This is a genomic window from Gordonia caeni (assembly GCF_039537105.1).
In the GTDB taxonomy this organism is placed as follows: Bacteria; Actinomycetota; Actinomycetes; order Mycobacteriales; family Mycobacteriaceae; genus Gordonia; species Gordonia caeni.
On the sequence record NZ_BAAAZW010000001.1, the window covers coordinates 416,608 to 441,069 of the forward strand.

Genomic DNA, 24,462 nt, shown 5'->3' on the forward strand with positions numbered 1-24,462 from the left:
GTCGTTGAGTAGGGCACGATCTAAACCGAGAGGATGCACCTGCGATGAGCAGCCGGCCGAATCCGTTCCAATGGATCGCCTACACGTACGGCGCCAAGCTGCCGGACACGCAGCGGGACTGGGTCGCCAACGACCTCATGGGAACCATGGCCACGCCCCGGCACCTGTTCCGGACGCAGATGAGCTTTCTGCCGATCTACCTGGTGCTGTTCTTCGCCTTCCCCGGCGCGATCTGGATCCGCGCGCTGATGGTGCTGCTGGCCGCCTTGCTGGCGCTGATCTTCTCGACGTCGTACATGAACCAGAACCGCGTGCGCCGGCTCCAGAAACACGGACTGGGCAACAGCCCGATGACCTACCGGCAGCAGGCCGAGGCGCGCGACATCAAGGTCCAATACGAGCAGATCTACGGGGCCCGTCGGGCCGGTGCCGACGGCGAAGGCCGGACCGTCGCAGAAGGCTGATCGAGAGGTGTGCCCGGGCGCCTGTGAATCGCGGTTTGTAGGCTCGGAGTCATCGACACGACGGGTGGCCTGCGGCCGACCGCGACGAGAGGGCGACGGTGGCGCTGACCAGAGACGAAGAGGACATGGTCGCGGTGGTCCGCGACTTCGTGGATCAGCGGGTCGCCGGCCGGGTGCGCGAGTTCGAACCGGACGACATCTACCCCGAAGAGTTCATCGAGGAGATGAAGGCGCTGGGGTTCTTCGGACTGCTCGCCCCGGCCGAGTACGGCGGGGTGGACGTGTCCACCGCGTGCTTCGCGCGGGTCTGTGAGGAACTGGCCCGCGGCTGGATGAGCTTGGCCGGGGCGATCGGCGGCCACTCGGTGATCACCTACCTGATCAGGACGTTCGGCACGCAGGAGCAGAAGGAACGCTACCTGCCGCCGATGGCCGAAGGGGCGATCCGGGCGACGATGGCGCTCACCGAGCCCAGCGGCGGCAGCGACCTGCAGGCGATGCGCACCGTCGCGACCCCGACCGGTGACGGCTACAGGGTCACCGGCGCGAAAACGTGGATCTCCAACGCCGCCCACTCCGGGCTGATCGGTCTGCTGTGCCTGACCGACCGCGACGCCGAGCCGGCGCACCGGGGGATGAGCGTGATCCTGGCCGAACCCGGTGAGGGCCTGACGATTTCCAAGAAGCTGCCCAAACTCGGGTACCGCGGCGTGGAGGCCTGCGAGCTGGTCTTCGACGGGCTGCAGGTGCCGGCGTCGGGCGTGCTCGGCGGCGAACCGAACCGCGGCTGGGGCCAGATGATGCGCGGGCTCGAGGTCGGGCGTATCCAGGTCGCGGCGCGGGCGCTCGGCGTCGGGCAGGCGGCCCTGGACGCGGCGACGCGCTATGCGCAGGAACGGGAGTCGTTCGGCAAGCCGATCTGGAAACACCAGTCCGTCGGCAATCTGCTCGCGGACATGGCGACCAAGCAGCAGGCCGCGCGGCTGCTCACCCTGGACGCGGCGGCCAAGCTCGACCGCGGGGAGCGCGCCGACATGGAGGCCGGCATGGCCAAGCTGTTCGCCTCGGAGACCGCCATGCAGATCGCGCTGGACGCGATCCGCGTGCACGGCGGCTACGGCTACTCCCGCGAATACGACGTGGAGCGCTACTTCCGGGACGCCCCGCTGATGATCGTCGGTGAGGGCACCAACGAGATCCAGCGCAACGTGATCGCCGCACAACTGATCTCGCGCAACGCGATCTGACCGCGGAGAGTCAGAGGGTCACGACCACCAGCGTCTCGGCGACCAGTGCGGGCTTGGCTGCGCCCTCGGCGGTCACCACGTACTTGATGGTGAGGACGTGGCCGGCCGGGCTCTCGGCGACCTCGGTGATCGTGGCCGTCGCGGTGAGGACGCTGCCGACCGGGACCGGGGACGGAAAGCGCACCTTGTTGGCACCGTAGTTGATGCGGGCGCCGCCGAACTTCAGCTGGAACAGGTCGGCGCCGAACAGCGGCAGCAGTGACAGCGTGAGGTAGCCGTGGGCGATGGTGGTGCCGAACGGCCCGGCGGCCGCGCGCTCGGGATCGACGTGAATCCACTGGTGATCGCCGGTGGCGTCGGCGAAGGCATCGATGCGCGCCTGATCGACGGTCAGCGGGTCGCTGGGCCCGATCGGCTCGCCGACGGCGGCGCGAACCTGGTCGAGATCGGTGAATACGCGGGTCATGGTGCTCCTGTTCGGGCCGGGCGGACGCCGGCCGGACGTCAATCGAAGGTCAGCTCGAGTGTGCTGTGGACGCGCGAGGCCCCGGGGGCGGTGGGATCGGCGCTCATCACCTCCACAGTCTTACCCGACGGCGTCGCCGTGGCGGCCAGGTACGCCGGGTCCGCGCAGAACAGGGGAGCGGAGTTGCGGTGGCTCAGCGAGCGGACAGCCTGCCCGGTACCGGAGAGCCGGTGCGTCTCGGCCAGCGACAGCGTCATCAGCGGTCCGTGAACCACCAGCCCCGGGTAGCCCTCGACTCGCGTGGCGTACGGCCAGTCGTAGTGGATGCGGTGGGCGTTCGCGGTGGCCGCGGAAAAGCGCATCAGCAGCGACGGATCGGTGACCAGCCGCCAGCGGTCCGCCCCGTCGGGCATCAGCGGCGGTCCGCCGGGCGAGAGCGTCGCGACGGGGCCCGGGGCCGGAACATCCGCCACCGCGACCGGGGCGGGCGCTTCGCGGTAGATCAGGTTCTGCCGCTCGGTGACGGCGAGCGACCCGTCCGATGCATACAGTTCGACGCCGACCACCACCAGCACCAGCGCACCGCTGCGGCCCTGCTTCTCGGTCACCGACTCCACCCGGGCCACGCGCCGGATCGTGTCGCCGACCCGCAGCGCGCCCGGGAAGCTTGCCGAGCCCCCGGCGAACATCCGCCGCGGCAGTTCGACCGGAGGCAGAAAGTCGCCCTTCGCCGGATGGCCGTCGGCGGCCAGCAGCGACGAGACCGGCCAGCGCGCCAGGGCGGCCCAGTGCCACAGCGGCGGCAGCCTCTCGCCCGGCGCGGGGGCGGGGAGTCCGTCGTCGAACAGTGCGGTCAGGGCGGCGACCGGCCCCGGATCGAGGTACTCCTCGGTGGTCTCGGTGCGCGGCTCCCAGCTCATCGCTACAGGTGCCGCCCGCCGGTCACTTCCAGGACGGTGCCGGTCATGTACGACGACAGGTCGCTCGCGAGAAACAGTGCGACACCGGCGATCTCGTCCGGCTCACCGGCACGACCCATCGGGATCTCCGCCATCTTCGACTCCCAGATGCGCTCGGGCATCGCCTCGGTCATCGCGGTGCGGATCAGGCCGGGCTGGATCGCATTGATCCGGACACCGAGGTGTGCCACCTCTTTGGACGCGGCCTTGGTGAGGCCGACGATGCCGGCCTTGGCGGCCGAGTAGTTGGTTTGGCCGAGCATGCCGACCTTGCCCGAGATCGATGACATGTTGACGATCGCACCGCGACCCTGCTCGCGCATGATCGCCGCGGCCGCGCGGGTGCCGTTCCAGGCGCCCTTGAGGTGCACCGCGATCACCTGGTCGAAGTCCTCCTCGGTCATCTTCCGCATGGTGGCGTCGCGGGTGATGCCGGCGTTGTTCACCATCACGTCGAGGGATCCGAAGCGGTCGACCGCGGCGTCGACGAGCCGCTGGACGGCGTCGATCGAGGTGACGTCGCAGCCGACCCCGAGGGCCACCTCATCGCCGCCGAGCGCGGTCACGGCGGCGCCGAGCTGGTCGGCGTTCAGGTCTCCGAGTACCACGCGGGCGCCCTCGGCGACGAAACGCTCGGCGATCGCCAGGCCGATGCCCTGTGCGCCGCCGGTGATCACGGCGACTCTGCCGTGCAGAAGTCCGGTCATGACTGGTTCTCCTTCTTGGTTCGGCGGACCAGGCCGCCGCCGATGATCAGACGCTGGATCTCACTGGTGCCCTCGTACAGTCGCAGCAACCGCACGTCCCGGTAGATGCGCTCCACCGGCAGCTCGCGCATGTAGCCGCTGCCGCCGTGGACCTGCACCGCCTTGTCGGCCACGTCGCCGACCATCTCGGTGCAGAACAGTTTCGCCACCGACGGCGCGATCCGGCGGTCCTCGCCGCTCACCCATTTGGCGGCGGCATCGCGCACCAGGGCGCGGCCGGCCATCACCCCGGTCGCCATGTCGGCGAGCATGGCCTGCACCAGCTGGAAGTCGCCGACCGGCGTGCCGCCCTGGGTCACCTCCGTGGCGTAGCGCAGGGATTCGTCGAGGGCACGTTGCGCGGCGCCGACGGCGAGCGCGGCGATGTGCACGCGGCCGCGGGCCAGCGACGTCATCGCGGCCCGGTAGCCGACGTCGACGCTGCCGCCGACCAGCGCCGAGGCGGGCACGGTGACGCCGTCGAAGCGCACGTCGGCGGTCCAGGCGCCTTCCTGCCCCATCTTGCGGTCGCGGGGCGCCACCGAGACGCCGGGGGCGTCGGCGGGCACCAGGAAGACGGCGATCCCCGGGCCGCTGCTGTCGGCGGGACGGACCCGGGCGAACGTGACGAACAGGTTCGCCAGCGGCGCATTGGTGATGAAGCACTTGGCGCCGTCGATCACCCAGTCGCCGTTCTCCCGCTCGACGGCCTTGGTGCGCAAGCCCGCCGGGTCCGAGCCGGCGCCCGGCTCGGTGAGGGCGAACGAGGCCACCGTCGAGCCGTCGGCGATGCCTTCCAGCCACTGCGCCTTCTGCTCGTCGGTGCCGAAGTTCACCAGCACCTGACCGGCGATCCCGTTGTTGGTGCCGAACATCGACCGCAGGGCGAGGCTCGTGTAGCCGAACTCCTGGGCCAGTTCGACGTCCTGGGCCAGATCGAGGCCGAGGCCGCCCCACTCCTGGCCGATCGCGTAGCCGAACAGGCCCAGGTCTCTGGCGGCCTGTCGGAGATCGTCGGGGATGGCGTCCGAGTCGGCGATCTCCTGCTCCCGGGGGATGACGCGGGTGCGGACGAACTCACGCACCGCGCCGAGGATGTCTTCGAAGTCTTCCGCGCTGACCTGCGACATGGGGCCTTTCCGTACGGTCGGGACGGACGCCGCCGGGCGCCACCACCCGAATATACGATCCCGTCCGGGGAACGTCAGCGGGAGTAGTCCTCCAGCAGCCTGCGGCCGATGATCATGCGCTGGATGTCGGCGGTGCCCTCGCCGATCAGGAGCATCGGGGCCTCGCGGTAGAGGCGTTCGATCTCGAAACCCTTCGCGAAGCCGTAGCCGCCGTGGATCCGGAAGGCGTCCTCGACCACCTCGTGGCAGTACTCCGACGCCAGGTACTTGGCCATGCCCGCCTCGAGATCGTTGCGGTCGCCGGAGTCTTTGACGCGGGCGGCCCGCACCACCATCTGGTGTGCCGCTTCGACTTTGGTGCCCATCTCCGCCAGCCGGAACAGGACGGCCTGATGTTCGGCGATCGGCCGCCCGAAGGTCTCGCGCTGCTGCGCGTAGTCGATGCCGAGCTCGAAGGCCCGGTGCGCCATGCCGACCGCGCGGGCGGCGACGTTCACCCGGCCCACCTCCACGCCGTCCATCATCTGGTAGAAGCCGCGGCCGGGCTCGCCGCCGAGGATCTGGTCGGCGCCGATCCGGTAGCCGTCGAAGATCAGCTCGGTGGTGTCGATCCCCTTGTAGCCCATCTTGTCGATCTTCCCGGGGATGGTGAGCCCGGGTGCCACCTCGCCGTAGCCGGGCGTCTTCTCCACCAGGAACGTCGTCAGATTCTGGTGCGGGCGGTCACCGCCGAGCGGGGTGCGCACCAGCACGGCCACCAACGACGACGTCGCACCGTTGGTCAGCCACATCTTCTGACCGTCGATCCGGTATCCGCCGTCGTCGGGCTGTGCGGTGGTGGTGATGGCGCTGACGTCGGAGCCGAGAGCCGGTTCGGACATGGAGAATGCGCCGGTCAGTTCGCCGCGGGCCAGGCGCGGCAGATAGTGGGCCTGCTGCTCGGGCGTGCCGTGCTGCTGAATCAGATGCGCGACGATGAAGTGGGTGTTGATCACGCCCGAGACGCTCATCCAGCCGCGCGCCAGTTCTTCCACCACCAGGGCGTAGGTGAGCAGAGACTCGCCGAGACCGCCGTACTCCTCGTCGATGGTCAACCCGAATATCCCGAGCTCCTTCATCGCCTCCACGATCCGGGTCGGGTACTCGTCGCGGGCTTCCAGCTCGGTCGCCACGGGCAGGACGTCGCCTTCGACGAAGGCGCGGACGGTGCGCAGCATGTCGCGCTGCACGTCGGTGAGGTCGGCGGTCTCGCAGAGTCGGGCCATGCCCGGATCCTTCCAGACGACGGGTATCGGCCGGGCCCGGGACGGCGAACGGATAGGTTTCGATGCGAAGCCCCGGTCCCCTGGAAGGAAGCACCATGCGCGACGCCGTCATCTGCGAGCCGATCCGGACCCCCGTCGGGCGCTACGGAGGAGCGCTCTCGTCGGTGCCCGCCGCGGACCTGGCCGCGACCGTCATCGCCGAGCTGGTGGCCCGCACCGGAATCGGGAGCGCCGACATCGACGACGTCGTCTTCGGCCAGTGCTACCCCAACGCTGAGGCCCCGGCGCTCGGGCGGGTCGCCGCGCTCGACGCTGGCCTGGACGTCAGCGTGCCCGGCATGCAGGTGGATCGCCGTTGCGGCGCCGGGCTGCAGGCGGTGCTCGACGCCGCCATGCGCGTCCAGACCGGGGTGTGCGATCTGGTGCTGGCCGGCGGTGCGGAGAGCATGAGTCAGGCCGAGCATTACGCGCTCGGCCTGCGTTTCGGGCTGCGCGGTGCGGACACCGCCCTGGTCGACCGGATCGGCCGGGGCCGGCTGACCGCGGGCGGACGCCACCATCCGGTCCCGGGCGGCATGCTCGAGACCGCCGAGAACCTGCGCGCCGAGTACGGCATCAGCCGCGAGGCGCAGGACGAGCTGGCGTACACCTCGCATCGTCGCGCGGTGACCGCACACGATGAAGGGCGCTTCGCCGACGAACTGGTGTCGGTGACCGTCGAGGGCCGGCGCGGCACGACGGTGATCGACCGCGACGAGCACCCCCGCGCCGACGTCTCCCTCGAGCAACTGGCCGCCCTGCGGCCGGTGCGCGGTGGACACGACCCCGAATCCACTGTCACCGCAGGCAATTCCAGCGGGCAGAACGACGGCGCCGCAGTCTGCGTCGTCACCACGCGGGAGAAGGCGGCCGAGCTGGGATTGCGGCCGCTGGCCCGGCTGGTCTCGTGGGCGGTGGCCGGCGTGGAGCCGTCCCGGATGGGCATCGGACCGGTGCCGTCGACCCGGCTGGCGCTGCAGCGGGCGGGTCTGGAACTGGACCAGGTCGATCTGATCGAGCTCAACGAGGCCTTCGCTGCACAGGTCCTCGCCTGCACCACCGCCCTCGGCCTGTCGGCCGGGGACCTGGAGCGGGTGAACGTCAACGGCTCCGGGATCTCCCTGGGACACCCGGTGGGCGCCACCGGCGTCCGGATCCTCGCGACGCTGCTGCGCGAACTGGATCGACGCCAGGGGCGATACGGCGTGGAAACGATGTGTATCGGTGGTGGACAAGGCCTTTCGGCCGTCTTCGAGCGACTGGGCGGCGACGGGGCGACCGAGGCCGGCACAGGAAGGTAGCCGAACGATGAGTCTGAGCAGTCCACTGGAGGGCATCCGCGTCGTCGAGTTCGCGAGCTTCGTCGCCGGCCCGTCGGCCGGCCGGGCACTGGCGCAGCTGGGTGCGGAGGTGATCCGCGTCGACCCGCTCGGCGGTGCCGCCGACCGGCACCGGTGGCCGCTGTCGGCGCGGACCGGGGAATCGCTGTACTGGACCTCGCTCAATCGGGGGAAACGTTCGGTCGCACTGGATCTGCGGTCGGAGGCCGGACGGGATCTGCTGCTGGATCTGGCGACGGCGCCGGGACCGGATGCGGGAATCATCGTCGACAATGCGGTCGGGCGGCAGTGGCTGCGGTACGAGGCGCTCGCCGCGCGGCGCCCGGACGTGATCTCGGTGAAGGTGCAAGGGCGCGCCGACGGCGGCCCGGCGGTCGACTACACGGTCAACAGTGCCAGCGGCATCGCCGCGCTCACCGGCCCGGAGGATTCGGCGGCGCCGGTGAACCACGTCCTTCCGGCCTGGGATCTGCTGTGCGGGCAGGAGGTGGTCTCGGCGGTGCTCGCGGCCCTGCGGCGGCGCGACCGCACGGGGGCGGGGGCGCAGATCGAGATCGCGCTCGACGACGTCGCGGCGGCGGCGGTGGCCGATCTCGGCTGGTACTCCGAGGCCGCCGAACGCGGGCAGCGCGCGCGGCACGGCAACCACCTGTACGGGGCGTTCGGCGTCGACTTCGCCTCCGCCGACGGCGACCGGGTGATGGTGGTGGTGCTGACCCCGCGCCAGTGGTCAGCACTCACGACGGCGACGGGTACCGCGGAATCCCTTGCCGCACTCGCCGAGTCGGCCGGTGCCGACTTCAGCACCGACGAAGGCCGGTATGCGCACCGGCACCGGATCGCGGAGGTGCTGACGCCGTGGTTCAGCGAACGTTCCACCGCGCAGGTCCACGCCGAACTCACTGCCGCCGGAGTGCTGTGGGGGCCGTACCGCAGCATCGCCGAGGTGGCAGCCGACTTCGCCGAGTCGCCCGAGACGGCGCCGGTGCTCGTCTCGCTGGCGCAGCCGGGCATCGGCCAGGTGATCTCCGCGAGCTCGTCCGTGCGGATCGACGGGGCCTACTCCGGCGCCGTCCCCGCGGTCGAACTCGGCCGCGACACCGAGGCCGTGCTGGCCGACGTACTGGGCATGGGCGGGTCGGAGATCGAGCGGTTGCGGGCCGACGGCGTGATCTGAGTCTCGAAATTTCTGATAACGTGCGTTTCCACACTTGAGGCGCTTCGGCTGCCCGGAGACCGGGGCCTGCGGGTCTAGCATGAAAATCCATGAGCCAGATGTCCCCGCCGGTCGCCGTGACGGCCCGCGGTATCACCCAGACCGGCCCGTGGGGGAACGTCTACGGCCCGCTCGATCTGACCATTCTGCTCGGCGGTCTCACCATTCTGCAGGCACCTGCCGGACCGGGCCGGACGGCCCTGCAGATGACCCTGGCCGGCCGGATGAAACCGAAGAGCGGCTCGCTGACCGTCATGGGCCACACCGGTCCCGCCAGGATCTTCCGAGCCTCGGCGCTGGCGGCCATCGAAGACCTCGACAGCGTCTACGCGTCGGTCCGCGTCGTCGATCTGGTGACCGAGCAGCTCCGCTGGGACGCACCCTGGTACCACCTGATCCGTAGGGCCGATGAGGCGGTGTACGAGCAGGTCTGCCGCCCGGTCTTCGGCGACCGGGCGCTGCCGCCGCTGGGCGAGTACGTGGAGAACCTGTCCGAACTCGACGGGATCCTGCTGCGCGTCGCCCTCGCCAACACGCGCCGCCCGCCACTGCTGGTGGTCGGCAACATCGATCAGGTCACCAGCGACCAGAACCAGCGCGTCCTGGTGCGGCGCCTGGCCGCGCTCGGTCAGCAGCAGACGGTGATCACCTGCACCGTCAACCACGTCGACCCGGCCCTGGGGCATCGCAGCCAGGTCCCGGTTCATCTCCACACCGAAGGCGGTGAGTAGTCATGCTCGCGGGAATGTCGCTGGGCACCGAACTGAAGCGGTACTCCAAGGGAGTGATGCCGCGCGTTGCGATCGTCACGATCATCCTGCTGCCGCTGCTGTACGGCGCCATGTATCTGTGGGTGTTCTGGAATCCGTTCGACGAGGTGAACAAGCTGCCCGTCGCACTGGTGAACGAGGACGCCGGTGCGTCCCAGGACGGCCGCGATCTGAAGGCCGGCGACGAGGTGGTGGCGAGCCTCAAGTCCAGCGGCGCACTGGATCTGCGCTCGACCGACGCCGACGATGCCGCCGACGGCCTGGCGCACGGTCGCTACTACTTCACCATCACCATCCCGGAGGACTTCAGCTCCTCGATCCTGTCGGCCACGACGTCGGATCCGCGCAAGGCCGTCGTCGAGTTCACCTTCAACGACGCCAACAACTACCTGGCCACCGTCATCGGCACCAACGCCGCCGCGCAGGTCACGACCGCACTGAACGAGAAGATCGGCGAACAGTCGGTGGACCAGGTGCTGGTCGGCCTGCAGTCTGCGGGGACCGGTCTGACCGAGGCCGCCGACGGTGCAGGTCAGCTGGCCGACGGACTGGGCACCGCCAACAGCGGCGCGCAGCGCCTGGCCGAGGGGGCCGACGAACTGGCGACCAACATGGTCACCGCCCGCGAGGGCGCCGCACAGCTGGCCGCGGGCAATGCCCAGCTGGCCGACGGGATCACCGCCGCCACCGACCCGTTGCTGCCGCTGCTGTCCGATGCGCAGTCGCTGCAGATCTCCGCGGAGACCGCGAAGGACCTGGGGAAGCTCAGCGGGCAGCTGTCTCAGCTGCTCGGGGTGGTCGGGCAGGCCGGGCACCAGCAGTCGCAGGCCGCGCAGGTGGTGGCCCAGACCATCAAGTCACTGCGCGGCAGCGGCGACCCGAATGCGCGCGCCCTGGCCGACGGGCTGACTCCGGTGCTCGGCTTCCTGCAGACCCAGGGGCTCGACCCGGGGACGACGGCGCAGGCGAAGAACCTCGGCAAGCAGGCCGACACGCTGTCGGCGCAGATGTCCGACCCGGACTCGCCGCTGCGCTCGACCCTCGATCAGCTGAACTCCGGCGGCCTATCCGGCCAGGTGAACCAATTGCGTTCGGGGGCACAGCAACTCAAGAGCGGGTCGGCCGAACTGGCCGGTGGTCTGGCGCAGCTCACCGACGGCAGCGAAGCCCTGGCCGACGGTGCAGGCGAACTGGCCGAGGGCATGCCCAAGCTCGACGCCGGTGCCCAGCAGCTGGCCAGCGGGCTCGCCGACGGAGTGAAGCAGATCCCCGACTTCGGCGATGCCCAGCAACGGCAGACGGTCGCCGGGAACCTGGCCGAACCGGTCGAGCTGCGCAGCATCACGCACAACCCGGCGCCCACCTTCGGTTCCGGCTTCGCGCCGTTCTTCCTCACCCTGGCGCTGTTCATCGGCACCATGATCATCTGGATGCTGATCAAACCGCTGCAGCCGCGGGCGGTGATCGGCGGTCTGGGCGGTCTGCGGTCGGTGCTCTCCTCGTACTGGCCGGCGTTCCTGATCGCCGGGGCACAGGTCGCGGTGATGTTCGCCGTCGCGCACTTCGGCGTCGGCCTGGACCCCGATCACCCGGTCGGTCTGCTGGCATTCATGCTGCTGATCTCGGCGGCGTTCCTGGCGGTGCTGCAGATGTTCAACGTGCTGCTCGGCGTCGCGGTCGGCCGGGTAGCCTCACTGGCCTTCCTGATGGTGCAGATCGTGGCCTCCGGCGGCATCTATCCGGTGCCGACTACTGCCAAACCCGCGCAGATCCTGCATCCGTGGGATCCGATGAGCTATGCGGTCACCGGCATGCGGCAGATGATCAGCGGGGGCATCGACACCAGATTCTGGACCGCCGTCGCGGTGCTGGGCGGGATCTTCGTCGTCTCCCTGGCGATCAGCGCGTGGGGTGCGCGACGGAACCGGCAGTACTCGATGGTGCAGCTGTTCCCGCCCATCCAGGTGTGACTCACTCCTGGTCGGGGTCGTCTCCAGCGAGCTCGGCGTCCAGGAAGAGCAGCCCGGAGCCGTCGTCGTCGACCAGCGTCACCCGGCCCAGGACCTCGCTGACCGTGGCCTCCTCGCCGATCTGCTCGGTGATGAACCAGTCGATCACCGGGCGCGAATCGTAGTCGTGCTGTGCGTCGGCGAGGCGGCAGAGCGCGCGGATCGCCTCGGACACCTCCCGCTCGGCGTCGAGGGCGATCTGGAAGGCCTCGGCGACGGTCTCCAGCTTGATCGAGGGGAGGCTGATGTCGCCGATGACGGGGTGATTCCGCCGGTCGGTGAGGTGTTTGATCAGTCGGTCGGCGTGCCCGAGCTCGATCTCGGCATGGCGGCGGAACCACGTCGCCATGCCCGGAAGATCACGCAGCTCGAGTTCGGCGGCCAGCTGCCGGTACAGGAATGCGGCCTCGTACTCCCGGGTGATCTGCTGGACGAACGCCGTCTCCAGTTCCTCGCTCATCTTCATGGCAATCACTCCACCTTCTCGTCTGCTGTGCCCCGCCCGGCTCCAGGTCCACAGTGGGCTTGGAGGTTAGGCACACCTAATCCCTGGTATCAACGTTAGTCCACTCACTCCCGGTTCAGCCAGCGGGGAGGAGCAGGTCGGTCAGGCCCGGGCCAGATCGATGAGCCTGGCGACCGTGCGCAGGTTCCGCGCCGTACCGGCCACCCCGAGTCCCTTGGCGATCATCGGTGCCGAGAGTTTGGTCTTCCCGGCGCCGGCCGGGTAGTTCAGGTGCAGATCCGCGCCGATCAGCGCCAACTGTTCGCCGCCGCCGAAGTCCCGGGCGACGAAGGTCCCGGCCGCGGCCGGATCCGGAGTACCCGCGAGAAAGCAGATGTGCCCGTAGGGGGCGTCGGCGAAGTCCGGTGGGGTGCCGAAGGGGTAGGCGGCCAGGGCGTCCTCCAGGTCGCCGGCGGTCCGGGAGATCACCTCGCGGAAGAAGCCGAACTCCGACTCGACGGCCCTCTCGAGGGCGCGGTCGAACTCGGCGGGGTCGCCGGGCGGCCGGCACAGCAGGTTGCCCGAGGCGATGTAGGTGGCGACCCGCTGTGCGCCGAGGTCGGCGGCGATCTCCCGGAGCCGCGCCATCGGCAGCTTCGCGCCGCCGACGTTCACCGCGCGGAACAGGTGGATCCGGAGCGTCGCGTCGTCGGACATGGGATCAGTATTCCAGGACTGGTCGTGGAGAGATCTCGACTGCGCTCGATCATCGAGGTTCGTTTCGCCGACCGGGTGCCCGGTAGCGTTGGGGATCATGAGCGAAACGGTGGTCGAGATCTCCACGGACGGGGCGTGCCTGGGCAATCCCGGTCCCGGAGGATGGGGCGCGGTGTTGCGCTACAAGGGCAACGAGAAGGAACTGTCGGGTGCCGAGCCGGACACCACCAACAACCGGATGGAACTGACCGCAGCCATCGAGGGGCTCGCGGCGCTGACCCGGCCGTCGCAGGTGATCCTCTACACCGATTCGGTGTACGTGCGCGACGGCATCACCAAGTGGGTGGCCGGCTGGCAGCGCAACGGCTGGAAGACCGCCGCCAAGAAGCCGGTGAAGAACGCCGAGCTGTGGCAGCGCCTGGTCGACGAGTCCAAGCGACACCAGGTGGAGTGGCGCTGGGTCAAGGGCCACAACGGCGACCACTACAACGAGATCGCCGACACCCTGGCCACCTCGGCCGCTCGCGCCCTCCGCGGCGGGTAGTCCCGCGCCGCCAGAACGGGCGCGCGGCCTATTCGACGACGATCTTGCCCATCGCTCCGCGATCACCGTCGAGCATGCGGTGGTTGAGGAAGGTGTAGGTGCCGGGCTCGGCGAAAGTCATCTCCACGAAGCCGCCCTGGGCGGGCAGCAGGCCGAGCACCTGAGAGCCGCCGGCCAGCGGATCCCCCGGCCCCAGCACGTAGGCGCCCTCGGAATAGACGGTGTGGAACTGAGCGCCGATGACGTGGAAGGCCAGCGGCTGGTTGGGGCCGGCGTCGAGCACCCACATGCGGACGCGGTCGCCGACCTTCGCGTGCAGAGGCCGGCGCACGTACTGGTTCGCGTAGCCGTTGAACATCACCAGATCCGGCGTGCCGGCCGCGACCTTGTCGGCGTCGATCGGTCCTCCGTCGGCGCCGAGGAACCACTCGGACTGGGTGAACAGATATTCCGCGTCCACGGGTGCGAGGCCCGGCGGGTCGATGACGACGGCGCCGAACATTCCGGCGGCCAGATGGACGGCCATCGGTGCGGTGGCGCAGTGGTACAGCCAGATTCCGGTGTGCTCGGCGCGGAAACGATAGACCAGCCGTTCGCCGGGATCGATGTCGCGCATGTTGTGGTCGGGCGAAACCATGCCCGCGTGGAAGTCGACCGAGTGCGCCATGGAGCCCTTGTTCACCAGTGTGATCTCGAAGACGTCCCCGAGTCTGCCGCGGAGCGTGGGCCCCATCACCTGGCCGTTGTAGGTCCACAAGGTTTGGGTGGCACCGGGCGCGACGTCGCCGGGGACCTCCGTCGCCTCGAAGGTGTACCGGTGGACGGTGCCGGACGGCGCCGGTGCCAGCCGCGCATCCCGCGCGACGAAGTCCGGGTCCGGATCGGCCATCAGATCGACCGCCGGGGCCGGTCCGTGGACGCCACCCGGTGCGGCGAGGTGGTCGTCGGCGTCGTCGCCCTCGACCCGGATGTGCAGGACCATGCCCTGCTGCCGATGGCCCACGATGGAGCACCAGCCCTCGACGGAGCGGCCCACCACGCCGACGTCGACGGTCGCGGTGGCGCCCGGGGCCAGCCGGCCGGTCGACTGGCCGGTGGCGAGCACGAGGTCGTGCACCTGCGAATCCTTGTTGGTGACCTCCAGCACCAGCCGGTCGCCGGCCGGCACCGAAACGGTCTTTGGGGTGAACCGCATGCCGATCGCGTCGACTTGCACGGTGGTCGTCTCACCGGTGGGGGTCGCCGAACCGGCGGCGTCGGACACCTGGGTTCCCGTCTCCCCGCCCAGGCCCGAACCGACGGCCACGACCAGCGCGAGGGCCGTCGCCGCGGCGACCGCCTGCAGACCGCGCTGCGGAGCAGGCGGCGAAGGAGCGGTGGAATCGGCGGTGCCCGAAGGCTTCCCGGCGGTGGACTCGACGCCGGACGACAGCGCCCCGCGGACCTTCATCGCAGCCCGGGCGCTGCGGATCATAATCGGCAGGAACGCGATGAACGCCAGCATCACCAGCGCGGAGAGGGCCACCTTGACCCAACTGCCCAGCGGCAGCAGCCACAGCACCAGGCCGCCGTTGATCACCAGCACCCGCCACAGCCACCAGCGGTTCATCTCCGCCAGACCGGCGGCGGTCACCGGGCCGCCGCCCATCATGGTCGGGAGCAGGTGACTCATCACGCCGAACAGCAGCTGCGCGGCGAAACCGGCGAGGAACCAAACGGTCAGCAGACTGATCCGTTCGGTCTGGAACGGGCCGGTGAGCAGTACCGTCGCGTATGCCGCCAGTGATCCGAGCAGCCACAGCAGTGCCGCCGAGATCGACGCCGCCGCATAGGAGTTCGGCGGCTGGGCCACGGCCACCGGCACGAACGGGACGACTATGACCAACCAGCCGAGCAGGTAGATGCCCACGCCGACGGCGGCGATCACCGGATGGTCGGAGAGGGCCCCGGCGCAGATCACCGCGATACCGGCGGAAAGGACGGCGAGGGCGATCGGCCGGCGACGGGTTCGCACCGCAGGGGCGCCGAGGAGCCGCGGAAACATCACCAGCAGAACACCCGCGGCAGCCAGCCCCAGGAACCCCAGGATGTTCAGTGCCTGGTGCGTCAGCAGGAATCCGGCCTGCTCGGGGTCGGCGAAGCCGTAGGCCAGCAGCACTCCGAACGCCGCGCCGATCGGGAGCAGGCACGCCGAGGCGACGAAGAACCAGACGCTGATCGCGTTCTCCGCGGGCTCCATTCCCTCGGCGGCCCGGTGCCGTTGCGCCTCGACGATGAGCCGGGCCAGGGCCACCGCATGCCAGGCCAGCACCGCGCCGATCAGGACGGCGCCGACCAGGGTCACCGGCCAGGAGACGGTGAGCATGCCGACGACGGTCACCACCAGGCCGACGTTGAGCGCGTAGATGCGCGCCAGCTGGAGGCGCCGCCGTTCGGGCGGAAGGGGATAGCCGAGGAACCGTTCGGCCAGCGTCTGCGACCAGAGCAGGATCGAGTTGGCGACGAGGCCGATGGTGAAAACGTGCACCAGCAGCCAGCGTGATTCGGGAATCGCCCAGTGCGCCAGGCCGAGAGCGATCAACACGACCATCCACACGCGCACGGGCATGCCGGCGCGGCGATGCCAGCTCATCGGCCGGCGCTCACTGTCGGAGGTCACCCCCCGATACTATGGAGCTCAGGTGCGTTAATTCATGAGCCTTCGGTCCCGGTTCTCAGGCCGGCACGGCGAACCTCGCGACGGGGCCCGCGGAACTACTCGACGGCTCCGGAGAACTGGGCGTTGTACAGGTTGTAATAGGCGCCGCGGGCGGCCAGCAGCTGGTCGTGCGTGCCCTGCTCGACGATCCGGCCGTCCTCCATCACCACGATCAGGTCCGCGTTGCGGATGGTCGACAGCCGGTGCGCGATCACGAAACTGGTGCGGTCGCTGCTCAGATCGGCCATCGCCTGGCTGATCAGCAGCTCGGTGCGGGTGTCCACCGAGCTGGTCGCCTCGTCGAGGATCAGGATGCTGGGCCGCGCGAGGAAGGCCCGCGCGATGGTGATCAGCTGCCGTTCGCCGGCGCTGACGCCGCCGCCCTCGTCGTCGATGACGGTGTCGTACCCGTCGGGCAGGGTGCGCACGAAGTGATCGACGTGCCCGGCCCGGGCCGCCTCGAGCACCTGCTCGCGGGTGGCGGACGGGTCGCCGTAGGCGATGTTGTCGTAGATGGTGCCGCCGAACAGCCACGAATCCTGCAGCACCATTCCGGTGCGCTCGCGCAGATCGTCGCGCGTCATCGTCGCCGCGTCCACGCCGTCGACGAAGATCCGGCCGGAATCGACCTCGTAGAAGCGCAGGATCAGGTTCACCAGGGTGGTCTTGCCGGCCCCCGTCGGGCCGACGATCGCGATCATGTGGCCCGGTGCGGCTTCCAGCGACAGGTTCTCGATCAGCGGCCGGTCGGCACGGTAGCGGAACGACACGTCGTCGAACACGATGTGGCCGACGTCGCTGACCGGGGTCGCCGGGAAGGCGGGATCGGGGGCCTCCTCGGCCTCGTCGAGCACCTCGTAGATGCGTTCGGCCGAGGCGACACCGCTCTGCATGAGGTTGAACATCGAGCCGATCTGGGTGAGCGGCTGGGTGAACTGGCGCGAGTACTGGATGAAGGCCTGCACCTCGCCGAGGCTCAGCTGCCCCGACGCCACCCGCAGGCCGCCGACCACGGCCACCGCGACGTAGTTCAGGTTCCCCAGGAACATGATGGTCGGCATGATGATGCCGGAGATGAACTGGGCCTTCCAGCTGGAGGCGTAGAGCTCCTCGTTCTGCTCGTTGAAGGTCTGCTCCACCTCGGCACGGCGACCGAAGGCCTTGACCAGTTCGTGTCCGGTGAAACTCTCCTCCACCTGCGCGTTGAGCAGACCGGTCGACCGCCACTGCCCGACGAAATGCGGTTTGGACCGCCGGGCGATCAGCGCGGTCGCGATCACTGCGAGCGGCACCGTGGCCACCGCGATCAACGACAGCAGCGGCGAGATGGTCAGCATCATGATGAGGATCGCGATCACCATCAGGATCGAGTTCAGCAGCTGGCTGATGGTCTGCTGCAGGCTCTGTGACAGGTTGTCGAGGTCGTTGGTGACCCGGCTGAGCAGGTCGCCGCGGGCGGACTGGTCGTAGTACCAGAGCGGGAGCTTGTGGATCTTCTCCTCGACGTCGGCACGCAGCCGCGTGACGGTGCCGACCACCACCTGGTTCAGCAGGTAGGCGGCCAGCCAGCCGAGCAGGGCCGAACCCACGTACAGCGCCAGCACCGTCAGCAGCACCCAGCCGACGGCGTCGAAGTCGATGCCCTGGCCGGGAACCACGTCCATGGCCGAGACCATGTCGGCGAAGGTGTCCTGCCCGGCGGTGCGCAGTTGCGCGACGGCCTGCTCTTTGGTGAGCCCGGCCGGCAGGCGGGAACCGATCACGCCTTCGAACAGCAGATTGGTGGCGTCGCCGAGCACGCGCGGCGCCAGCGCGGTCAGGGTCACCGACGCGACGATGGAGCCCAGCACCACCAGCATGCGGCCCCGGTAGTCCCCGAGCTCGCGGATCAGCCGCTTCAGCGTCGGTTTGAACGACTTCGGCTTCTCCAGCGCCGGGGCGCTTCCCGGCGGTCCGGCGGCACCCGGGCGCGTCACGACGCCTGCCCGATCGCGAGCTGGGATTCGACGATCTCCCGGTACGTCGGACAGGTGACCAGCAGCTGTTCGTGGGTACCCAGGCCGACCATCCGGCCGCGGTCGAGGACCAGGATCTGGTCGGCGCCGAGGATGGTCGAGATGCGCTGGGCCACCACGATCACCGCCGCGTCCCGGGTGGCTGGGGCGAGGGCGGCACGCAGCCGCACGTCGGTCGCCAGGTCCAGGGCGGAGAAGGAGTCGTCGAACAGGTATATCGACGGCTTGCGGATGAGGGCCCGCGCGATCGCGAGCCGCTGCCGCTGACCGCCGGAGACGGTGGTCCCGCCCTGGGCGATGTCGGTGTCGAGGCCCTCGGGCATGGCGCGGACGAAGTCGGCGGCCTGCGCGATCCGCAGGGCCGCCCACATCTCGTCTTCGGTCGCATCGGGCTTGCCCTGCCGGAGGTTGTCGGCGACGGTGCCGGAGAACAGGTACGCGCGCTGGGGCACCAGGCCGATGTGGCGCCTGAGTTGGTCGGGGTCGACGTCGCGGATGTCGACGCCGCCGACGCGGACCGCGCCACCGGTCACGTCGAGCAGGCGCGGGATCAGATTGATCAGCGTCGTCTTGCCCGAGCCGGTGGAGCCGACGATCGCGGTGGTGGTTCCCGGCGCGGTGGTCAGGCCGATACCGGACAGGACCGGATCGTCGGCGCCGGGATAGCAGAACTGCACGCCGTCGAGCTCGACCACCGCCGGATCACCGGTGATCGGCACGGGCACCAGCGGCGGATGCACGGAGGTCTCGGTGTCGAGGACCTCGCAGATACGGTCGGCGCACACGCCGGCGCGCGGGGCCATCATCGCCAGGAAGCTGGCCATCATCACCGACATCATGATCTGCATGACGTAGCTGATCATCGCGGTCAGCGCACCGATCTCCACGCTGCCGGCGGCGATCTGCTTGCCGCCGAACCACAGGACCGCGATCAGGGTCAGATTGGTGACCAGCATGACGGCCGGGAACATCAGCGCCATCATCCGGCCGACGCGCAGCGAGGCGTTGGCGAGACGGTCGTTGGCCACGCCGAAACGCTTCACCTCGTACCGTTCGCGGACGAAGGCGCGCACCACGCGGATCCCGGTGATCTGTTCGCGCAGAACGCGGTTCACCGCATCGATGCGCTCCTGCATGGCGCGGAAGCCCGGAATCATGCGGCCGATGATCAGGCCCATCGTCAGCCCCAGCACAGGGACCGCGACCACCAGGATCCACGAGATCGAGAAGGCGATCCGCATGCCCATCACGATCCCGCCGATCCCCATGATCGGCGCCATCACCAGGATCGAGATCCCCATCACCGCGAGCAGTTGCACCTGCTGGACGTCGTTGGTGGTGCGGGTGATCAGCGACGGCGCGCCGAACTGGCCGACCTCGCGGGCGGAGAAGTCGTTGACGCGATGCACCAGGTCGCGGCGGATGTCCCGCCCGGTGCCGAGCGCGGCGCGGGCGCCGAAGTACATCGCGACTACCGAGCACACCACTTGCGCCGCCGAGATCAGCAGCATCCATCCGCCGGTGCTCAGGATGTAGCCGGTGTCGCCGCGGGCCACACCCAGGTCGATGATGTCGGCGTTCAGGGTCGGCAGATAGAGCATGGCGGCGGTCGCGGCCAACTGGAGGAGGATGACGGCTGCGAGGGGCCCCCGGTACTTCATCAGGTAGACGCGCAGCAGACGGATCAGCACCCGGCCAGCTTACGCTGGGGCCGGAGGGGCGGCGACGGGTTTATCCGGCCTGTGTCCGCCCGAACTGGACCTTTACGGCAAACGAACGGCGCTGCGCGTCAGCGGTTCTCGCGCGGCGGCCGCGATCGTCCGCCATTCGGGTCAATTCCGGCCGGCCGTCCCGCGGGCCGGGTGGTGGTCGGATTAGATCGAACGATGAGCAGGAGTTGGCGGATGGCCGCCGCGGTGGTGGCGGTGCTGGCACTGGCGGCGGGATGTTCACGTGAGTCGGACGGGCAGGCGGTGCGGGCCGATTCCGCGGCGGCGGGCATCCCCACCGTCGTCGTCCTCGACGCGTCGGATTCGATGAACACCGCGGATGCACCGGGGCCGCGCTGGGCGGCCGCGAAAGCGGCCGCGCAGGAGCTGGTGAGTTCGCTGCCGCCCGACACCGACTTCGGGCTGGTGGTCTTCGGTGCGCAGGTCTCCGCGAAGAGTGCCGGGCGGCAGGCGGCGTGCGCGGACGTTCAGGTGGTGCGCCCGCTCGGCTCGGCCGATGCGGCGGAGGTGACCGAGGCGCTCGACGGTCTGACGCCGCAGGGGTTCACCCCCATCGGCACGGCACTGCAGGAGGGGGCGGCCCTACTGCCGGACACCGAGAGCGCCCTCGTGCTGGTGTCCGACGGGGAGTCCACATGTGCGCCGGACCCCTGCGAGACGGCGGCGAGCATTCGGGCGGCCAAGCCCAAGACCACGATCAGCGCCGTCGGATTCCGCACCGACGCGGACTCGTTGCAGTGCGTCGCCCGAGACGGCGGCGGAGTGTTCGTCACCGCCGACAACGCCGAGCAGTTGACCGCGCGCCTCGCGGCGGTACAGAACGCGGAGGTGGCCGACAGCCGGCTCGCCCCGACGGGCCGAGGTGACGCGAAGATCGGCGACACTCTCGACCAGGTCGCGGCGGACAACGAGGGCTTCCCCACCTCGGGACGCACCGAGGGCGATCGGCTCATCATCGTCTGGAAGGACTGCACCTACACCTTCGACGCCGACCGCACACTGATCGAGATCGCCCCGGGCGATCCGGCCGGCGCCACGGGCGTCACCATCGACGGCGTGACAGCCGGGACACCCGGCTCGCGCGTCGTCGAACTCTACGGTGAGCCGACGACGAGCGGCGACGGCGTCGCGACCTTCCCCGCAGACGAAGGCGCAGGCACCGGCTACCGGATCGGGTATCGCGGCGGCGACGAGATCGGCGACGGCACGGTGACCACGGTGGTGCTGTGCCGGTGCGCAGGCGACGACTCCGAGGACAAGCCGGAGCCGGTCCTCGGCCGCGACCAGTACATCCCGTACGCGGTGGGTTTCGGAGCCGCCCGGCCGGCTGTCATCTCGTTCGGCTCGACGGCGTCGAGCACCATCGCGAGGATCACCTGGGACTCCTGGGGCGGGCAGACGGCGACGGGGACCGGGGTGAGCCAGCTCAACGGTGTGGGCAATCCGCTGAGCACGATGTCGCTGAAGGCATCGGATCTGGGCTGGTGCGACGGTGCCTGGACGTACCGGAAGGTGCAGACGGCCACGTCGGAAGCCCGGCTCGACAGCAGCCGGAAGATCGACGTCTGCCGGGCGTAGCGAACCGCAAACGCCGCCGCACCCGGTCGGATGCGGCGGCGCTTGCGGTGTTCGGGCCGTCAGCTCTTGTCGCGCATCGGCACGGCGGCCTCGGGCGTGTAGGTGAGGTAGGTGAACGACTCGATGAAGTACAGGTTCACCACGTCGGCGTCGTGCGAGTCGTAGCCGATCGAGACGTCCTGGCCGATCGACAGCTCGAAGTCGCCTCCGCGGGTGCTCACCAGTACGGCGCCGCTGATCGCCGGGGCCCAGATGATGTCGCCGTCGGTGAGGATCCGCATGACGTGCTGGCGCACCGGGTAGCCGTCGTTGACGGTCTCGTTGACCTCCGCGTACAGGTCGGCGCTGAGCGCCAGCGAGTACGGGCCGTCCACGGAGTTGAGGCGCAGGCGGTTGATGGCCGCACTGATCGCCTCGGGGTAGTCGACCACGTTCTCGGGAAGCGTGAGCGCCTCCTGCTTGGCGGATTCGGTCATGCCGGTGATGCCTGCCGACGCGAAGCCCTCGAAGATCGCCTTGTCCTCGGCGCGGGCGAGTTCGCTGGCCGCGCGCACCACCGGATCCCAGTCGGAGTCGGGGGCGCCGCGGTCGACGTTGTCGACGGCCTCGCGAGAGACCGAGAACGGCACCTTGAACTCCACGAGCGGCTGCGCCTGGCGGATGTAGGCCTGGATCCCGTCGGCCGGGGAGTCGATCTTGGCGCGCCGACCCAGGGTCACCGAGTCGACGTCCAGGCCGAGCGGGCCCTTCACGTCCACCAGGCGGCGGCCGGCGCTGTTGCGCTTGAAGGACCGGCTCGCCTCCTCTTCGATCTCGGCCCAGGCGGCGGACGAAATGGGGGCGAGTTCGCGGTGCAGATTGTTCATCGTGGCTCCTCTGGTGGTGGGTGGCGGGTGGTGCGGTACGGGGTGCCGCGCGGTCAGTCGGGCCTGCGGAGACTGCCGATGCGCAGCGAACCGTCGGCGACCGGTTCCGGGCCGGGCTCCGGCTCGGGCGCGACGGCGGACGGCGGGGCCGACGGCAGCTCTTCGAGGAACTCGGCGGGCGGGGCGAAGAACTGGGCGCCGGACACCGCCGTGGTGAAGTCGAGCAGGCGGTCGTAGTTGCCGGGCGGGTCGCCGAGGAACATGTTGCGCAGCATCTCCTCGCTCACCTCGGGACCGCGCGAATAGGCGATGTAGAACGTGCCCTTGTCGCCGCTGCCGTTGATGGCTCCGTACGGCATGTTGTCTCGCACGATGTCGATCTCGTTGCCGTCGGCGTCCTCGATGACGTTGAGGGCGATGTGCGAGTTGGCCGGCTTCACATCGTCGTCCATCTCGATGTTGTCGAGTTTGGTGCGGCCGAAGACGTTCTCCTGCTCCTCGACGGAGATCGCGTCCCAGGCCGAGAAGTCGGTCACATAACGCTGGGTCACGACGTAGCTGCCGCCGCTGAACGCCGGGTCCTCGTCGCCGACGGTGATCGCATCGATGGCGTCCTGGCCGACCGGGTTCTCGGTGCCGTCCACGAACCCGGTGAGGTCGCGCAGATCGAAGTACCGGAAGCCGTGGACCTCCTCCTGGGTGCGTACGGCGTCGCCGAAGACCTCGGTGAGCTGGCGGCCCAGCTCGTAGCACAGACCCATGTCGTCGGCCTTGATGTGCACCAGGATGTCCGCGGGAGTGGCCGGGGCGGTGTGCACCGGGCCCTCCAACTGCGTGAACGGGGTGAGCAGCGCCGGGCGCGGCCCGGTGAACAGGCGGTCCCAGGCGTCCGAGCCGATCGCGACGATCGCCGCCAGCGCAGCCTCGGGGGCGCGGGAACCGACCGCGGTGGTCAGGCCCCCGATCTTCTCGAGGCCGTCGCGCACGCCTTCTTCGCCGCCGGGGTTGATGCACAGGGTCAGAAAGATCGCCGAACGGGTCTTGCGGGTGATTATCGTCTGTCCGGTTGCCACGCCCACCAGCCTAACCGGGCCGGGCCGGCAGAAACGGCTAAGGCCGGGCTATCTTCTGCGATAGCCCGGCCTCAGCCGTTGTTCGGTCCTGCGCCGCAGTCAGTCCCGGTTGGACTGCGGCTCGGGCGTCAGAAGAACGCCGGACGGAAGGTCTTGGTCCAGGACTCCTTGAAGCGCGACTGCCAGTAGTCCCACCAGTGCGCACCGTCGGGGCTGATGTGAGTGGTCAGGCGGACGCCGGGCACCGTGGCCAGGCGGCCGATGTACAGCTGGCTGCTGGTCGACGCGGCCACCTCGAGGGGCACCATCTGGGCGAACTTGACCGGGTTGAAGCCGGCGCTGCCCGGGGTCAGCGTGCTGTCGTAGCGGCTGCCGACACCGGTGCCGGACGAGACGTAGACGTGCTTGCCGGCGAGGTTGCCTGCGCTGAGGAAGGGGTCGTTGGCGGCCCACTGGCCGGCCGGCCAGATGCCCCACATGTTGGTGGGGTTACCGCCCATTTCGGCGACCGAGGCCTGAATGCCCTGGTTGAAGCCCGGCATGGTGACGGTGGGGTAGCCCGAGTACGAGGCGACGGCCCGGTAGAAGTTCGGGTGGCGCGACGCCAGGTTCAGCGCCGACGTGCCCGACATCGACAGACCGGCGATGCCGTTGCGGCGGTTGTCCGAGCCGTGACGGGCCTTCATGTAGCGGGGGAGCTCGCGGGTGAGGAAAGTCTCCCACTTGTTGTTGCCCAGGGCCGGGTCGCGCTGCTCCCAGTCGGTGTAGAAGCTGCCGCCTCCGCCGAACGGGATGGCGACGTTGGTGCGCTTGCCCTGCATGTAGTTGGCGACGTTGGTCTCGATCAGCCAGCCGCTGTTGTTGCGCGGGGCGCGGAGACCGTCGAGCAGGTAGAGCGTCGGGTTGTTGTTCCCGGCGGCGCTGATGATGCAGACCGGAACGCTGCGGCCCATCGCATTGGAACGGACCTGCTCCACGTTGCAGCCGGGCGCGGCCTGCGCGGACGGAGCGACGACGGCCGCGGCACCGAAAGCGGTGGCGGTGGCGAGAGCAGCGGCAAGCATGCGCTTACGGACGCTGGAGAACATACATCTTCCTTAGGGCGATCTTGACCGTGGGCGGTCTCGGTCGTGTGGTGAAACCCC

The 24,462-nt window shown here is 69.5% G+C and carries 21 protein-coding genes; 8 read left to right on the forward strand and 13 right to left on the reverse strand.

What is annotated here, in order from left to right:
- The first annotated feature begins 44 nt into the window (after nt 1-44).
- Nucleotides 45-464: a DUF5313 family protein gene (locus ABD732_RS01970; RefSeq protein ID WP_344780026.1), complete on the forward strand. Its 420-nt coding sequence runs from the start codon at nt 45-47 to the stop codon at nt 462-464.
- A gap of 98 nt (nt 465-562) precedes the next feature.
- Nucleotides 563-1,711, forward strand: coding sequence for an acyl-CoA dehydrogenase family protein (locus ABD732_RS01975; RefSeq protein ID WP_344780028.1), 1,149 nt, complete (start codon nt 563-565; stop codon nt 1,709-1,711).
- Nucleotides 1,712-1,721: 10 nt separating this feature from the next.
- Here ABD732_RS01975 and ABD732_RS01980 read toward each other — a convergent pair whose 3' ends face one another.
- From ABD732_RS01980 to ABD732_RS02000, 5 genes are all read right to left on the reverse strand, one after another.
- A complete protein-coding gene (locus tag ABD732_RS01980) occupies nt 1,722-2,177 on the reverse strand; it encodes a MaoC family dehydratase (RefSeq protein WP_344780030.1) in 456 nt (151 codons plus the stop codon).
- 38 nt (nt 2,178-2,215) lie between these two features.
- A complete protein-coding gene (locus ABD732_RS01985) occupies nt 2,216-3,097 on the reverse strand; it encodes an HTD2 family dehydratase (protein ID WP_344780032.1) in 882 nt (293 codons plus the stop codon).
- Between the two features lie 2 nt (nt 3,098-3,099).
- Nucleotides 3,100-3,843, reverse strand: coding sequence for a 3-oxoacyl-ACP reductase FabG (fabG, locus tag ABD732_RS01990; RefSeq protein ID WP_344780034.1), 744 nt, complete (start codon nt 3,841-3,843; stop codon nt 3,100-3,102).
- A complete protein-coding gene (locus ABD732_RS01995) occupies nt 3,840-5,012 on the reverse strand; it encodes an acyl-CoA dehydrogenase family protein (RefSeq protein WP_344780036.1) in 1,173 nt (390 codons plus the stop codon). The genes fabG and ABD732_RS01995 overlap by 4 nt, the downstream gene beginning before the upstream one ends.
- Before the next feature lie 74 nt (nt 5,013-5,086).
- On the reverse strand, nt 5,087-6,277 hold the full coding sequence (locus tag ABD732_RS02000) for an acyl-CoA dehydrogenase family protein (protein ID WP_344780038.1): 1,191 nt from the start codon (nt 6,275-6,277) through the stop codon (nt 5,087-5,089).
- A 95-nt stretch (nt 6,278-6,372) separates the two neighbouring features.
- On the opposite strand from ABD732_RS02000, the gene ABD732_RS02005 reads away from it, so the two are divergent.
- The 4 genes from ABD732_RS02005 to ABD732_RS02020 all read left to right on the forward strand — a co-directional run bounded on the left by ABD732_RS02005 (nt 6,373) and on the right by ABD732_RS02020 (nt 11,612).
- The gene (locus ABD732_RS02005; RefSeq protein ID WP_344780040.1) at nt 6,373-7,617 is read left to right on the forward strand and encodes an acetyl-CoA C-acetyltransferase; all 1,245 of its coding nucleotides are present in this window, start codon (nt 6,373-6,375) and stop codon (nt 7,615-7,617) included.
- A 7-nt stretch (nt 7,618-7,624) separates the two neighbouring features.
- Nucleotides 7,625-8,833 carry a CoA transferase gene (locus ABD732_RS02010; protein WP_344780042.1) on the forward strand — a complete coding sequence of 403 codons (1,209 nt, stop codon included), beginning with the start codon at nt 7,625-7,627 and terminating at the stop codon, nt 8,831-8,833.
- 89 nt (nt 8,834-8,922) lie between these two features.
- Complete coding sequence (locus tag ABD732_RS02015; RefSeq protein WP_344780044.1) at nt 8,923-9,603, forward strand: hypothetical protein; 681 nt, start codon at nt 8,923-8,925, stop codon at nt 9,601-9,603.
- Nucleotides 9,604-9,605: 2 nt separating this feature from the next.
- Nucleotides 9,606-11,612 (forward strand): YhgE/Pip family protein, encoded by a 2,007-nt coding sequence (locus tag ABD732_RS02020; protein ID WP_344780046.1) that lies wholly within the window; start codon nt 9,606-9,608, stop codon nt 11,610-11,612.
- Between the two features lies 1 nt (nt 11,613).
- On the opposite strand, the gene ABD732_RS02025 is transcribed toward ABD732_RS02020, so the two are convergent.
- Complete coding sequence (locus tag ABD732_RS02025) at nt 11,614-12,117, reverse strand: ferritin (RefSeq protein WP_344780048.1); 504 nt, start codon at nt 12,115-12,117, stop codon at nt 11,614-11,616.
- Between the two features lie 141 nt (nt 12,118-12,258).
- Nucleotides 12,259-12,813, reverse strand: coding sequence for a DUF1697 domain-containing protein (locus ABD732_RS02030; RefSeq protein ID WP_344780050.1), 555 nt, complete (start codon nt 12,811-12,813; stop codon nt 12,259-12,261).
- Nucleotides 12,814-12,910: 97 nt separating this feature from the next.
- Between ABD732_RS02030 and rnhA the strand changes: the two genes are divergently transcribed.
- The gene (gene rnhA / locus ABD732_RS02035) at nt 12,911-13,357 is read left to right on the forward strand and encodes a ribonuclease HI (protein ID WP_344780051.1); all 447 of its coding nucleotides are present in this window, start codon (nt 12,911-12,913) and stop codon (nt 13,355-13,357) included.
- Between the two features lie 28 nt (nt 13,358-13,385).
- On the opposite strand, the gene ABD732_RS02040 is transcribed toward rnhA, so the two are convergent.
- From ABD732_RS02040 to ABD732_RS02050, 3 genes are all read right to left on the reverse strand, one after another.
- Nucleotides 13,386-16,016: a multicopper oxidase domain-containing protein gene (locus ABD732_RS02040; protein WP_344780053.1), complete on the reverse strand. Its 2,631-nt coding sequence runs from the start codon at nt 16,014-16,016 to the stop codon at nt 13,386-13,388.
- Between the two features lie 95 nt (nt 16,017-16,111).
- Nucleotides 16,112-18,031 carry an ABC transporter ATP-binding protein gene (locus ABD732_RS02045; protein WP_344780055.1) on the reverse strand — a complete coding sequence of 640 codons (1,920 nt, stop codon included), beginning with the start codon at nt 18,029-18,031 and terminating at the stop codon, nt 16,112-16,114.
- Entirely contained in the window at nt 18,028-19,761 is a 1,734-nt protein-coding gene (locus ABD732_RS02050; RefSeq protein WP_344780057.1) for an ABC transporter ATP-binding protein, read from the reverse strand. The genes ABD732_RS02045 and ABD732_RS02050 overlap by 4 nt, the downstream gene beginning before the upstream one ends.
- A 195-nt stretch (nt 19,762-19,956) precedes the next feature.
- Between ABD732_RS02050 and ABD732_RS02055 the strand changes: the two genes are divergently transcribed.
- Complete coding sequence (locus ABD732_RS02055) at nt 19,957-21,378, forward strand: vWA domain-containing protein (protein WP_344780058.1); 1,422 nt, start codon at nt 19,957-19,959, stop codon at nt 21,376-21,378.
- A gap of 59 nt (nt 21,379-21,437) precedes the next feature.
- Here the strand turns inward: ABD732_RS02055 and ABD732_RS02060 are convergent, their stop codons facing one another.
- The 3 genes from ABD732_RS02060 to ABD732_RS02070 all read right to left on the reverse strand — a co-directional run bounded on the left by ABD732_RS02060 (nt 21,438) and on the right by ABD732_RS02070 (nt 24,405).
- Nucleotides 21,438-22,244 carry a family 1 encapsulin nanocompartment shell protein gene (locus ABD732_RS02060; RefSeq protein WP_344780060.1) on the reverse strand — a complete coding sequence of 269 codons (807 nt, stop codon included), beginning with the start codon at nt 22,242-22,244 and terminating at the stop codon, nt 21,438-21,440.
- A 53-nt stretch (nt 22,245-22,297) separates the two neighbouring features.
- Complete coding sequence (locus tag ABD732_RS02065) at nt 22,298-23,317, reverse strand: Dyp-type peroxidase (RefSeq protein WP_344780062.1); 1,020 nt, start codon at nt 23,315-23,317, stop codon at nt 22,298-22,300.
- Nucleotides 23,318-23,445: 128 nt separating this feature from the next.
- On the reverse strand, nt 23,446-24,405 hold the full coding sequence (locus ABD732_RS02070; RefSeq protein ID WP_344780064.1) for an alpha/beta hydrolase: 960 nt from the start codon (nt 24,403-24,405) through the stop codon (nt 23,446-23,448).
- Nucleotides 24,406-24,462: the final 57 nt, after the last annotated feature.

What these genes read in the sequence shown, in the direction of transcription:
- ABD732_RS01970 (WP_344780026.1), top strand. Translation starts at nt 45, where the DNA reads ATGAGCAGCCGGCCGAATCCGTTCCAATGGATCGCCTACACGTACGGC.
- ABD732_RS01980 (WP_344780030.1), bottom strand. Translation starts at nt 2,177, where the DNA reads ATGACCCGCGTATTCACCGATCTCGACCAGGTTCGCGCCGCCGTCGGC.
- ABD732_RS01985 (WP_344780032.1), bottom strand. Translation starts at nt 3,097, where the DNA reads ATGAGCTGGGAGCCGCGCACCGAGACCACCGAGGAGTACCTCGATCCG.
- fabG (WP_344780034.1), bottom strand. Translation starts at nt 3,843, where the DNA reads ATGACCGGACTTCTGCACGGCAGAGTCGCCGTGATCACCGGCGGCGCA.
- ABD732_RS01995 (WP_344780036.1), bottom strand. Translation starts at nt 5,012, where the DNA reads ATGTCGCAGGTCAGCGCGGAAGACTTCGAAGACATCCTCGGCGCGGTG.
- ABD732_RS02000 (WP_344780038.1), bottom strand. Translation starts at nt 6,277, where the DNA reads ATGGCCCGACTCTGCGAGACCGCCGACCTCACCGACGTGCAGCGCGAC.
- ABD732_RS02005 (WP_344780040.1), top strand. Translation starts at nt 6,373, where the DNA reads ATGCGCGACGCCGTCATCTGCGAGCCGATCCGGACCCCCGTCGGGCGC.
- ABD732_RS02010 (WP_344780042.1), top strand. Translation starts at nt 7,625, where the DNA reads ATGAGTCTGAGCAGTCCACTGGAGGGCATCCGCGTCGTCGAGTTCGCG.
- ABD732_RS02015 (WP_344780044.1), top strand. Translation starts at nt 8,923, where the DNA reads ATGAGCCAGATGTCCCCGCCGGTCGCCGTGACGGCCCGCGGTATCACC.
- ABD732_RS02020 (WP_344780046.1), top strand. Translation starts at nt 9,606, where the DNA reads ATGCTCGCGGGAATGTCGCTGGGCACCGAACTGAAGCGGTACTCCAAG.
- ABD732_RS02025 (WP_344780048.1), bottom strand. Translation starts at nt 12,117, where the DNA reads ATGAAGATGAGCGAGGAACTGGAGACGGCGTTCGTCCAGCAGATCACC.
- ABD732_RS02030 (WP_344780050.1), bottom strand. Translation starts at nt 12,813, where the DNA reads ATGTCCGACGACGCGACGCTCCGGATCCACCTGTTCCGCGCGGTGAAC.
- rnhA (WP_344780051.1), top strand. Translation starts at nt 12,911, where the DNA reads ATGAGCGAAACGGTGGTCGAGATCTCCACGGACGGGGCGTGCCTGGGC.
- ABD732_RS02055 (WP_344780058.1), top strand. Translation starts at nt 19,957, where the DNA reads ATGAGCAGGAGTTGGCGGATGGCCGCCGCGGTGGTGGCGGTGCTGGCA.
- ABD732_RS02060 (WP_344780060.1), bottom strand. Translation starts at nt 22,244, where the DNA reads ATGAACAATCTGCACCGCGAACTCGCCCCCATTTCGTCCGCCGCCTGG.
- ABD732_RS02070 (WP_344780064.1), bottom strand. Translation starts at nt 24,405, where the DNA reads ATGTTCTCCAGCGTCCGTAAGCGCATGCTTGCCGCTGCTCTCGCCACC.